The organism is Virgibacillus sp. AGTR (assembly GCF_016919725.2).
GTDB lineage: Bacteria > Bacillota > Bacilli > Bacillales > Amphibacillaceae > Virgibacillus > Virgibacillus salarius.
The window spans coordinates 1-12,662 of sequence record NZ_JAJERH010000100.1 but is presented as its reverse complement, the minus strand read 5'-3'; the positions used below and the strand labels follow the sequence as shown (position 1 = coordinate 12,662).

The following is a 12,662-nucleotide window of genomic DNA, read 5'->3' as shown; positions in this document are numbered from 1 at the left end:
TGGCTTAACGCAGTCATTGCACTGATTTTATACTTTCTTAACTTAGAACAAAAGCGCAAGCGCCCGATTAGAAACGTAGCGACTGGAGCAAGTCAACGGAGTTAAAGGAATCATGGTGTGCTTGCTAGCCGATGATGACTTAGATTAGGACGATTCGTTATGTCACATCGTTTCTGGGGCGCTAGAGCTGGACGCAGCTATTTACCTGTTTCAGCAAATCGCTTTATTCGAGCGCCAATTTCATCTCTTACTCGTTGAAATACCTGCCACTTCACTTCTATCGTTCCTTCCGCCTTTGCTGGATCATCAAAGCCCCAATGCTCCCGATGTACATGCGAAGGTGTGACAGGACATTTGTCCTTAGCGTCTCCACATAGCGTCACAGCGATGGTAGCATGCTGTAAGATAGTCGGATCAATAATATCCGACGTGTGATCAGAGATATCAATACCAACCTCTTTCATTGCCTTCACGGCATGAGGATTGACCCCATGAGCTTCTATACCAGCACTTCTTACTTCCCAATCTTCACCTAGATACCTCTTAGCCCAGCCCTCTGCCATTTGACTACGACATGAATTTCCTGTACATAAAAAGTAAATTATTTTTTTCGTCATTTTCATCCTCCTTTTAAAATAACCATAACGTAATATATAGTCCTATGAGTGTAATAAACAAAATTGGGACAGTTAATATAATGCCTGTCTTCACATATGTGCCCCACGATATTTTTACTCCTTTTTGTGATAGCACATGAAGCCATAACAGGGTAGCGAGTGATCCGATTGGTGTAATTTTTGGACCTAGATCCGATCCAATTACATTTGCATAAATCAGCGCTTCCTTTATTACTCCAGAAGTGCTAGTTTCAGCGATTGCTAAAGCATCAATCATTACTGTTGGCATATTATTCATAATTGATGATAGAATCGCAGCAATAAATCCCATTGCAATTGTAGCAACGAATAATCCTCTATCTGCGCTTGCTTGAATTATACTTGCCAGCATTTCAGTAAGACCAGCATTCCGTAGACCATATACTACGACATACATTCCAATCGAAAAGAACACAATAGCCCAAGGTGCTCCTTTAATTACCATCATTGTATTGACTGAATTGCTTTTACGAGCCATCAATAGAAAGAATATGGCAATAATCCCAGCTACGATGGAGACTGGCACACTGATCAATTCGCTCACAAAATAACCGATTAATAAAATTGCAAGAATGAACCATGATAGTCGAAACATCTTTAGATCGCGGATAGCTGTTTTCGGCTCTCTAAGCTGGTCGACTGCATAGCTTCTCGGAATCGATTTTCGAAAGTAAAGCAATAAGATACCGATCGTAGCTACAAGGGAGAAGAGATTTGGAATAATCATTCTAGAGGCATATTCTACAAAACCAATTTGAAAAAAGTCTGCCGAAACAATATTAACAAGGTTACTTACGACTAGAGGAAGTGAAGTTGTATCAGCTATAAATCCACTAGCAATAATGAACGGAAATATCATTTTTTCTTTAAAATTTAAATTACGAACCATTGCCAAAACAATTGGTGTTAAAATTAGTGCAGCCCCATCATTGGCAAAAAAGGCGGCAACGATGGCACCTAAAATACTGATGTAAATAAACATCTTAACTCCGTTACCTTTAGCTAATCTTGCCATATGCAAGGATGCCCATTCAAAAAATCCTATTTCATCTAAAATCAGTGAGATAAGTATAATAGCTACAAATGCTAAGGTCGCATTCCAGACAATTTGAGTTACTTCAATCACATCATTAAAGCTAACAACTCCCAGTAGCAACGCCAGGATAGCCCCACCACATGCGGACCACCCAATGGATAACCCCCTAGGCTGCCAAATGACAAACAGGAGAGTTAGTATAAAGATAACTAATGCTAGAAAAATCGATGATGTCAACATACTCCCTCCTACTTACAACAATTAATTCTTGTTCCGTTTTCTTCCAATTGTTTTAACTGGTAACTTTGATCTGGAAGCTGATCAAGTAGTGTTTGGATGAAAGGATATTCCGAACTATTTTTATTCATGGAATAAAATATCCACTGACCTTTTCTCTCCTCCTGTACCAAACCAATATCTCTTAACTTACGTAAATGCTGGCTAATGGATGGTTGACTAACTTGAAAGATCTCAACAAATTCACAAACACAGCAATCTTGATCATCAAGGATCTTCATCATGATTAGCCTTGTTTTATCTCCTAATAATTTACAGATCAAAGCAGCACGATCTGTTTCTACTGATGTATCCTGCATAAACACCCTCCTCATTAATATAAGTATATAAGTATATACTTATATATTCAAGATATTTATTCCTTATGTATTACTATAACAAAAGCGCAAGCGTCTGATTAGAAACGTAGCGACTGGAGCGAATCAGCGGAGATAAAGAGCTTGCAAGCCGATGATGACTTAGCTTAGGGCGATTCGTGAAGTCGCCTCGTTATCTGGGCGCTGGAACTGGACTCTGCTCAACACACGCCTATTTATCCACATGGGCTAATTTTTTAATTTACTAGACTATAAAAAACGCTGACCACTTCATGCTTATGCATGAAAGATGTCAGCTTCCAAGTTACTATCTACTTTTCACAAGTAGATTAACTGCTTCTTTTATTAATTCCTCCGTATTTTCACTATTTCTCTGTTCTTCACGAATACATTTTTCTAGATTCTGACTGACAATGAGTGCTGCTGTGCGATCCAATGCACTCCTAGCAGCTGACATTTGTGTTACAACGTCTCGGCAATCCTTTTGTTCTTCCATCATCTTTAATAACCCACGAATTTGACCCTCAATTCGTTTCATTCGATTCATTACTTTTTCATCGTATTTCATACTTACTTCGCTCCTTTGTCCCATCATAGCATAAACAAAAGCTTATTGTGCACTCTAACTTTAAAAAGAATGCAGATCTTTAGTGAAACCACTACCAACCTAATTACCTATTTATTCCAAAAATCCGTTTAATCATTTCTCGTTAAAAAACTCCAAATGATCTGTATACAAATATAGAAATACAGTTGATTTCACAACAGGTACAGACAGCGATTGAACCGTCTCCTCGTTTTCCTACCTGAACAAGCTATTTCTCCCATTAATTCTGTCTTCTGTGCCAAGTTATGGAATCAGACTATCATCCCTTCACGAACGATCGAAAATTATCCGGGGCCATAACAGACAGCAGTGTTTCCTCCTCTCCCTAATACTGAGTCAAATCTATCTTGATAACTGAGGGGAATGGAATCCCCTTACTCATGACTTGGTTCTGTATGTTTCCGTATTTCCCGCTTTCTAATTTGTACTCGTTTAATTGTACGATCTTCTACAGATAAAACTTTAAACCATAAATGATCTGTTGATATTTCCTCACCTGCCTCTGGAAAATAATGAAAGGCTTTAAGCAAGAACCCAGACAGGACATCCTCTTCCTCCGGGATGTCAGTATGAAAGATGGTATTCAAGCGATGAAGTGGAATTTTTCCATGACATATAATTTCAGAGTCTGTGACTTTCTCTACCAATGATTCGTTACCCTTATCTGTTTCATCTTCTATTTCTAAACCAATCAAGACTTCGATTATATCTTCATGGGTTATGATCCCTTCCGTACCACCATACTCATCAAGAACAATTGCCATATGCTTTTTATCCTGTATCATTTTTCGGAATACCCAATCAACCGAATGGAATTCGAAAACGATTAACGGGTTCATATCGCTAAACGACTCTAATGATTTTTCCGGTTCCATCGCCCAAGACAACAGATACTTTGAATGGAATACACCTACAATATTGTCAATCTCCTCTTCATAAATTGGATACCTTGTAAATGGGTTATCAATAGCAATATTTCTAACCTCTTCAAATGTTGAATCACAAGGAAGTGCCATAATATCCACACGGGGTGTCTTCAATGCATCCTTCACATTAAGATTATTAAATTCCAGTACCCCTTTAATACGATAGGTCTCGTCCTGTTTAAAAATACCCTCGGTACGCGCTATATCCACCATAGCCCGAATTTCTTCTCTCGATACAGATGTACTATCTTCCTGTCCTTTTGATAAAAAGCGAATGATAGCACCAGTAATTCCATTAAGCAGCATGGTTAATGGCTTAAAAATAGTAACGACTGCTTGAATAACTGGGTAGACCACATGTGCAATTCGATCAGGAAAGGCGGCCGCTACTGATTTAGGAATTACTTCTGAAAAGATTATAATCGTAATCGTTAATAACGCTGAAGCAATCCCTACATTTATACCGTAGTCAATCGCTACCATAGTAACGAGCGTCGGTAGTAAGATATTTGCAATATTATTCCCTATTAGAATTGCTGTAATAAATTGTTCTGGCTTGGATACTAATTCAAGCAGCTTCCCAGATCGTCTATCATGATTCTTAGCTTTTGTCTGTAATTTCATTTTATTTGTCGCGGTTAATGCCGTTTCACTGCCTGAAAAGAAAAAAGATACAAATAATAAAATAATGATCGCAATGATCACGTATGTCTTCCTCCTTATGTAAGTTCATATACTTGTTAGGATATGTCAGTCATTTACCTATGATACATTATATTTCCCACCATTTCACTGGGCCAAACCACTGTGAGATTAACCCTATAATCCTGCACATATTTTAGGTGAAAGTTAGAAAAAATAAGACGAAACTACTTCACTGGAGCATAAACATACGCTACTAACAGAAAGGAAGGTGGATTCAGATGGATAAGGAAAGAGCTCAAGAGATAATGAATGCAGCAGAGATGATACAAGTCCGCTATCGAGGAATCCCAGTCTACATCAAATCGTTACATGAAAAAAATACAACAGCCACTATCTTTCCTCTAGATGAAATGGAAAATGAGCAAATTGTGGACATACAAGGACTACACGAACTACAATTAGACAACTAATAGAATTGTGTCTCAAATGGTTCGGTTTATATAACAACTAAGAAGGACAGAACGCTTCTAAGGTGGGAAGCTTTAGAAGTTAAAATGTGATGTTTCATAAGTGGAAAAAGCCCGTTTTGGGGAAAGTATATGTCCATTCGTGTACGTATGGAGCTGAGGGCAGCTCCATACTCATAGTTGTAATCCGGTCCATTGCCAATACGTAAAATAAAATACAATCATAACAAGGATATAAACTGGCATAAGTATTGTACTTAATTGAAGCAATTGTTTTGCGTCAATCGTCATATCACCTGCTTCATAGAATAGTAATATTGCTTTTGAACTAACTGGAAATGTTAAACAATAGTTCATTCCAAGTAAACTCAAGAAAACAACTGCCGCAGTGTTTAGCCCTATGGACTCACTAAATACAATAATACTTGGAATAAAAATAATTGCTCTTGTGGTATGTGAATGTACATATAAATGACTTGTCACCGCAATCACTAACATAATTATCATGAATAGCCAATTGGGAATATGATCAAATACATTGAGGACATCAAGTAATCCACCTTCAATCCAGCCTACAACACCTGTATCGACAAGCGTTTTCCCTAAAGCTGTAGCAGCAGCAACAAACATGATTAATTGCCAGGATATTGCATTAATACCTTCCTTCCAACTAATTACTCCGGTTCTTGGCAGCATAAACAACAATGCGCCCGCCATTGTTATAAAGCCAATATCGTAGCCGTGAACATGCTCTGTTAACCATGCTAAGAGCAAAAGACCAATCAAGCGTAATGTTTGCTTTTCCTTAGTTGTCATTGTTGTGGGCTTCATCTGGTGTCCATTTATGGAAATCGACTTCCCTACCTCTGTTAGTGAATGACTTGGCCATATGAACCACTTCATGATGAAAAAAGTGATAAATGTAATGGCAATGGTAAAAGGCACAGCCCAAATAAACCATTGGATATAGGAAATGGACTGATCCGTTGTATTTTCAAGTAATCCAACCCCGATTAAGTGTGACCCAGCACCAATTAACGTTGCTGATGTACTCATCAGTATAACCACAGGTGCTAATAATGCTAAGAACCCTCGCTCTTCGTTTGTGTGAAATCGTTGACCCAATTCACTTATGATTGGCTTAGTTAACGCTGCTCTACCGGAGGTAGAAGGGATAAAAAAAGCACTTACTAAAAGGAGGTTTGTTAAAAATAAAAGAAGCGTATGTTTCTGTCTTGATTTACGTAACAAATAATAAATCAGCCTATCTCCTAAACCTGATTGTTTAACAGCTTCTCCGATAATAAAAGCTCCAATCATTAACCATACTACTTCTTGGGCAAAGGACTCATATAATAATGTAGCCTCTGCTGCTCGGAACAATACAATTCCAATAATAACCATAATAGCAACGAATCCCGCAGATAGTGAAGTCATAACCCAGAAAGTCATGGCTGATAGGAAGGCAAATAGGGAAACCCTTGCCGAATAATCAAGCTCACCAATTAGCATAGTAGCCATGAAGAAAAGAAAATGTAAACTAATCATCCATATTGACTTTTTAGAAAGCCTAGCATCAAAAACTGTCCATTTACTGCTTTTGAAAGGCCCGACCATTTCCTTTGACATGGATGACATCCTTTCTTTTAGCTAGTTTAGTACCAATCTCTATTTGCCTTAATATGGATTCAACGCTATCCTCAATCCACTTAGGTGCTAGCTCCAATGCTTCATTTAAAGCAATTGGTTTCTGTGTAATGCTTGTATATGCATGAATCCCTGCACGATAATTCGCAGTGGCACCTTTACCGATCGTTCCTGCAATGATAACCACAGGCACATCATATTTTCGAGCAATCCTAGCAACCTCAGCTGGTACTTTTCCATTTGGCGTTTGGAAATCCAAGCTACCTTCTGCGGAAAAAACTACATCTGCAGAAGCAATTGCTTGCTCCATGTCAATAAAGTCCCGGATCAGTGTAAACCGCTCATGCAATGTCGCACCTGCAAATGCAATAAGCCCTGCTCCCAATCCACCAGAAGCACCACTGCCAGGCATTGTTCGTACATCGACATGCATATGCGATTGAATGACCTCTGCATAATGTTCTAATCCAGTAGCAAGCAGTTCTACCTGTCGTCTCGTTGCCCCCTTTTGAGGCCCAAACACACGAGCCACCCCTTGATTCCCACATAATACATTTTTCCAATTACAAGCTACATCTATTTGTAAATGACGTAAGCGTTTATCAAGTTTATTCGTATCCATAAAGGCAATCCTTCGTAAATCCCCTCCTCCTTCAATCGTAATCAATTGGTGATTATCATTGAAGAATTGTACCCCTAGTGCTTGTGCCATTCCTGTTCCTCCATCCGAAGTACCGGAATCTCCACAGCCAATTAGTAATTGATTAATATGTAAGTCCATCGCATATGCGATTAGTTCACCTACACCAAACGAAGTTGTCTTCAAAGGATTTCTTTGCTGTTTCGGAACTAAATGCAGGCCTGATACTGCAGCCATTTCAATGACAGCCGTTCTCTTGCCATCCTCTTCAAAAATGCCGAAATGACCTAAAACCTTCACCTCCATCAATCATTGGTAGGATTTCTACGTCTATCTGGTTATTATAGCGTCGAGCCCCTCTTTCCATTGCAATACCTACTTCTCCTGCGTGAAGACATTCTTTAAAACCTGATGGTATCATAACAACTTTCATTTCTACCGCTCCCTTGGAAAATTTTGATAATGTGAATGTATCATTTGAAAATGAATACATCGTGAGAGACGGATTAAAAAAAATGAGAAGTTTATGAGAAAGCTGGTGATAGAAGATGTAAGGCTGTCCATTACTCGAAAAAAAACCTCCTTAAGCAAGAGGTTTCTAGATTATTCAACTTATTTATGATTGTTTCCATCATTTCGATTAATCCGAAGTGGTAATCAACTGCCAGTAGATGTCCGATTGGTTCTAACCTCTATGGTACTAACAATCTGTGGGAGTTGTTTATCCCCCACGGATTGATTTAACCGATCAAATGATTGTTGTAAGGCTTCATTGAATTTTTGTTGCTCTTCCACCATCTTAGATGTGTGGTGTTTATTAGATAATGTTGATTAGGTTCTTTCAATCTTCATTATTTTTATAAATCTCTTTATAGTTGACATGATTAATATATACCCCCATTATTCTGACTGCTTATTTTGAGTTCTTCGTAATTGGGACATTTCAACTATATGTATCTACCCCTTTTAAATAAAAGATCCCTTCATCTGTTAAAAAAATATGATACGATAATAAATACAATTATGTGAAAAAGCTGAAGGGAGTCATTACACTTACTATTATTATAATAGAGAAAACGAGCAAGATTAAAATTTATATCATTCCATTTAACTACTTACAAACAACATCAGCACGGAGGAAACAACATGAAAAGAATTTTAAAGATTGCCAGTGCATTTATCGGAATAGTCGTTGGAGCAGGCTTTGCTTCTGGACAAGAAATTTTGCAGTACTTTACTAGCTTTGGTTACATTGGGACAATTGGATCCATTGTTTCCACTGGTTTATTCGCCTATCTAGGTATGACACTTACACGACTTGGGAGCAAGTATCAAACAACCTCGCATCGAGAAGTCATCTATCTGATGAGCGGGCGCTTTTTAGGGACAATGGTTGATTACATTATTGTCTTTACATTGTTCGGTGTAGGAGTAGTCATGATCGCAGGGGCTGGATCAATCTTTAGTCAACAATTTGGGCTTTCATCCTTTGCTGGAATTACCGTAATGACGATACTCGTTATCCTTACCGTTATGATGAATGTCAATCGTGTAATTGCGGTTATTGCAAGCATTACACCTTTTTTAATTCTAACCGTCATCTTACTTTCCATCTATAGCATGATGACAATGGATACTTCCTTTGCAGCAATGGAACCAATTGCTAGAAATCAGCCAGCTGCTTTATCAAACTGGTTTATCTCTGCCGTTAATTATGTATCGTTTAATATAGCTTTAGGTGCACCTATGGCATTAGTTATGGGGGGATCTGAAAAAAATGAAAGAATTGCTACCATTGGCGGACTACTCGGCGGTCTCGGGATCGGTTTACTTATTGTTTTTAACCATTTAGCGATTTTTTCTAATATGGAAGCAGTTGTTGGCTACGAGATGCCTATTTTAAAAATCGCGGATGATCTTTCTCCTATACTTGGAATGCTATATTCCATCATTCTTTTTGGTATGATTTTTAATACTGCTGTTAGCATGTTCTTTTCATTTGGATCTCGGTTTATGAAAAGTGAAACAAAGTCATTTCGTATGTTTATTGTATTCACAATTCTTACCGCATTTGCTTTAAGTTTTGTTGGCTTTACAGAATTGGTCTCCTTTTTCTACCCCCTAATTGGTTATTTAGGTCTGTTTTTAATTGCTGTACTTATTATCGTACCGTTCCGATTACATAAAAAGAAAAACGGGAATGCTCAAGTGGAAAATAATTAACTATAGAAGTGCGAGATTGGAGGGAATATCTTGCTAAAACAATGGCTTTACGAAGCGAAATATACGGTTGTTTTCACGGGAGCTGGGATGTCGACAGAAAGTGGTTTGCCAGACTTTCGTTCAGCTAATCAAGGGTTGTGGAACAAGCAGAATCCTGCTAAAATCGCTAGTACTGATGCATTAAATAATAACGTTGAGGCATTTACAACATTTTATCGAGAGCGAGTATTGGGAGTGAAATCCTATAAACCACATAAAGGCCATTATATTCTTGCAGATTGGGAGAAGGCCGGTACCATACAATCGATTATAACGCAAAATGTAGATGGGTTTCACCAGCAAGCTGGGAGTAATCGTGTTGCTGAGCTTCATGGCACGCTGCAAAGGCTCCACTGTCAATCCTGCCAGAAGGAATATAGTAGTGAAGAATATGTACACAAAGACTACTTTTGTAAATGTGGTGGCATCTTACGTCCTTCCATTGTATTATTTGGAGAGACATTGCCTGCCCAAGCTTTTCAAGCGGCACTCTCTGAATCAGAAAAAGCTGATTTATTTATGGTCCTTGGCTCATCATTAAGTGTAACACCGGCAAACCAATTTCCGTTAATCGCCAAAGAAGGTGGTGCGAGATTAGTCATCATTAATCAAGAACCTACTGCATTAGATGCTTACGCAGATATGCTCATACACAATCGACAAATAGGAGACGTATTAACTGAATTAGACCAGTAAGAAGCAAGATAATTGAGTTATCTAAACTATAAATTGAAACTTCCATCCGTGGGGGGGTTGCTTATCCCCACGGATGGTTAGGTGAACCAATCGGACATTTACTGGCAGTCGAACCCACACTTATCCTTATTGGTTTCACTTTATTCCTTGAAGTGGGGAGCTTACTGCCAGTTATATGCGGGATAAAGTGAAACTTCCATCCGTGGGGGGTTGCTTATCCCCACGGATGGTTAGGTGAACCAATCGGACATTTACTGGCAGTTGATTCTACACTTATCCTTATTGGTTTCACTTTATTCCTTGATGTAGGGAGCTTACTGCCAGTTATATGCGGGATAAACAACTTTTCTGTATGGTGATTAAAAACGTGCTGGGACAAAACACAACTTCTTTACTCAACATACGAATAATCATGTTATCAATAGGAGTATCATCGCCGCACCGTGAAGATATACGCTCTTTCCGCGGACACGGCCTCAGCTAACTTGGTTAAGAAAAAATACGTTACCAAGTGGATCTTCGGACTCGTGCTGTTCCCGCCGGAGTCTCGCTTATTTCAGGTGCTAAATGAATGATTCTAACCAAAAAACGAAAAGATAATTAATTCAAATTAATTATCTTTTCGTTTTTTATTGTTTCTTCATTCTATTGTCTCAGCCTCTTTTTTATTACGTCATCCATTTAGGGGGTGTGTTTTTATCCCAATATATTTCACCAATGTCATAGTGTTTTTCAAAATTATCAGCTTGGAGATGGTAATGGAAATTAAACCAATGACCTGCTAATGGACGATGATCCCTTCTCACATGGAATTTAGCCACTTTTTCCTGCGCCTTCAAGTCATAAATATTAAATATTCTTTCTCCATAGCCATCAGCGGGATCCTCCGATATGTCATAGTAAGTCACAGGCGCTTTATCATCAAATAAAATTGTCTCCATCACTTTTTCTATGTTCGGTAAAATAACGGCTGTAAACTCGTCCTCAATTCGATGTGAAATTCTTGGACCCATCTTTATTAATGCCTGTTCTTTCGCCTTTTCCGTTAATTGATCTATGGTATATGCTTGAATAGGGACGACATCTTCTGGCGTTTCTAATACCGAGACAGGTGTAGCTTCGTCTAGACCTGACCCTGAATCATAACGTTCTTTATGCTCCTCAGGATCTGCCGTTAATGAAGTTGGAACGTACATCCCTAATGTCATAATTGTGATAAGAACAACAGCTATTTTTCTCATCCATTGCTTCATTTTAGAGCGCACTCCTTTGTATCTATTACTATAAATTCTATCACTTCTGTATCATTTGTCTATCCTATTTTTCAGAATTTAGTAAATTGATAGTGTAAAGGCTGCGATTACAAAAAACGTCATATACTATTTCTCTTAATAAGGCATTTAAGGAATATTCCATACATGTTTGAGTTTAAAGAAGCGACAGATGTTCGATCATTCTATTCTTGTACCTAGTGTTAATCCGCCATCAACAACAATTTCGGCACCGGTGCAATAAGAACTTTGATCTGAAGCAAGGAACCCAATAACATGTGCAACTTCTTGTGGTTCACCGATTCTTCCTAGAGGAGTTTGAGAATAAATAGGTATTGTTCCACTTGTTTGAGCCATTCCCGTATTTATTCCGCCAGGGTGTACGATATTTATTCTTATCCCATCTTTCCCTACCTCTACAGCCGTCGCTTTTGACATTGCCACAACGGCTGCTTTCGTAGAAGCATATGCAGCCGTTCCATCTAAAGGTGCAAATGCTGAAATAGAGACATTGTTAATGATGGAGCCCTTCTTTTGCTGAGACATTATCGGTATAACCGATTGCATGCCAAGGAATACACCAATCTGGTTAACATTAATAATTTCACGATATTGATGAAGTTCTGTCTCCGTCAACGCAGCATTGTAGTATAATCCTGCATTGTTCACGAGAACATCTATCCTACCAAATGCTTCTATGGCAGCATGAATTGACCTTTCCCATTGTACTTCATTTGTTACATCAAGCTTAACAGGAAGTGTTTTATTCTTATCAAATTCTTGTGACAGTTTTTCCGCGTCATTCAGCTCCCGTGCAGCAATGATTACACGAGCACCTAACGATAAGAAGTAGCGTACTTGTGCCTCGCCTTGCCCTCTAGATGCCCCTGTTACAAGAACAACTTTATCTTCTAGATTATACATGATATCACCATTTCCGTTAGTATTTAACTTTACCTTCTTTTATAGGGTAACAGGCACGCCTAGAAACTTCACGTTATTAGACTACGCATGATCATTAACAAAAAAACTGAGCAAAATGGTTAGTCCTTATCACTACATGCTCAGATTTATGCTTCCTCTAGTAGCTATTATGGAATAATAGCTACTGCTTAACCACCACTCCAGCTGCCCACTTCCCTTTCCGTGAGGTTTGTCCTTCAGCTAACTTTTTTAGCAAAACCCGCTCAAAAAA

Annotated in this window: 11 protein-coding genes and 1 pseudogene; 3 read left to right on the top strand and 9 right to left on the bottom strand. The window is 38.5% G+C overall.

What is annotated here, in order from left to right; genetic code table 11:
• Positions 1 to 197 precede the first annotated feature (197 nt).
• The 5 genes from arsC to JUJ52_RS21420 form a co-directional block, all read right to left on the bottom strand.
• The gene (gene arsC, locus JUJ52_RS21440) at positions 198 to 617 is read right to left on the bottom strand and encodes an arsenate reductase (thioredoxin) (protein WP_026679706.1); all 420 of its coding nucleotides are present in this window, start codon (positions 615 to 617) and stop codon (positions 198 to 200) included.
• Between the two features lie 13 nt (positions 618 to 630).
• Positions 631 to 1,929 (bottom strand): arsenic transporter, encoded by a 1,299-nt coding sequence (locus JUJ52_RS21435; protein ID WP_026679707.1) that lies wholly within the window; start codon positions 1,927 to 1,929, stop codon positions 631 to 633.
• An 11-nt stretch (positions 1,930 to 1,940) separates the two neighbouring features.
• Positions 1,941 to 2,288 (bottom strand): ArsR/SmtB family transcription factor, encoded by a 348-nt coding sequence (locus JUJ52_RS21430; protein ID WP_026679708.1) that lies wholly within the window; start codon positions 2,286 to 2,288, stop codon positions 1,941 to 1,943.
• Between the two features lie 325 nt (positions 2,289 to 2,613).
• Complete coding sequence (locus JUJ52_RS21425; protein WP_205389203.1) at positions 2,614 to 2,874, bottom strand: metal-sensitive transcriptional regulator; 261 nt, start codon at positions 2,872 to 2,874, stop codon at positions 2,614 to 2,616.
• A gap of 413 nt (positions 2,875 to 3,287) precedes the next feature.
• Entirely contained in the window at positions 3,288 to 4,544 is a 1,257-nt protein-coding gene (locus tag JUJ52_RS21420; RefSeq protein WP_026679710.1) for a hemolysin family protein, read from the bottom strand.
• A gap of 218 nt (positions 4,545 to 4,762) precedes the next feature.
• Here JUJ52_RS21420 and JUJ52_RS21415 point away from each other — a divergent pair, with 218 nt between their 5' ends.
• Positions 4,763 to 4,954, top strand: coding sequence for an H-type small acid-soluble spore protein (locus JUJ52_RS21415; protein WP_166529912.1), 192 nt, complete (start codon positions 4,763 to 4,765; stop codon positions 4,952 to 4,954).
• A 171-nt stretch (positions 4,955 to 5,125) separates the two neighbouring features.
• On the opposite strand, the gene JUJ52_RS21410 is transcribed toward JUJ52_RS21415, so the two are convergent.
• Positions 5,126 to 6,580: an SLC13 family permease gene (locus JUJ52_RS21410; protein WP_228089191.1), complete on the bottom strand. Its 1,455-nt coding sequence runs from the start codon at positions 6,578 to 6,580 to the stop codon at positions 5,126 to 5,128.
• Positions 6,543 to 7,671, bottom strand: a pseudogene (locus JUJ52_RS21405) (glycerate kinase family protein). Before JUJ52_RS21405 ends, JUJ52_RS21410 begins: the two are co-directional and overlap by 38 nt.
• A 713-nt stretch (positions 7,672 to 8,384) precedes the next feature.
• On the opposite strand from JUJ52_RS21405, the gene JUJ52_RS21400 reads away from it, so the two are divergent.
• On the top strand, positions 8,385 to 9,461 hold the full coding sequence (locus JUJ52_RS21400) for a YkvI family membrane protein (RefSeq protein WP_205389207.1): 1,077 nt from the start codon (positions 8,385 to 8,387) through the stop codon (positions 9,459 to 9,461).
• Positions 9,462 to 9,491: 30 nt separating this feature from the next.
• Complete coding sequence (locus tag JUJ52_RS21395) at positions 9,492 to 10,196, top strand: NAD-dependent protein deacylase (protein WP_166529909.1); 705 nt, start codon at positions 9,492 to 9,494, stop codon at positions 10,194 to 10,196.
• Positions 10,197 to 10,864: 668 nt separating this feature from the next.
• Here the strand turns inward: JUJ52_RS21395 and JUJ52_RS21390 are convergent.
• The gene (locus JUJ52_RS21390; RefSeq protein ID WP_205389209.1) at positions 10,865 to 11,449 is read right to left on the bottom strand and encodes a YpjP family protein; all 585 of its coding nucleotides are present in this window, start codon (positions 11,447 to 11,449) and stop codon (positions 10,865 to 10,867) included.
• 198 nt (positions 11,450 to 11,647) lie between these two features.
• Positions 11,648 to 12,391, bottom strand: a complete 744-nt coding sequence (locus tag JUJ52_RS21385) for an SDR family NAD(P)-dependent oxidoreductase (protein ID WP_205389211.1) — start codon at positions 12,389 to 12,391, stop codon at positions 11,648 to 11,650.
• Positions 12,392 to 12,662 lie beyond the last annotated feature (271 nt).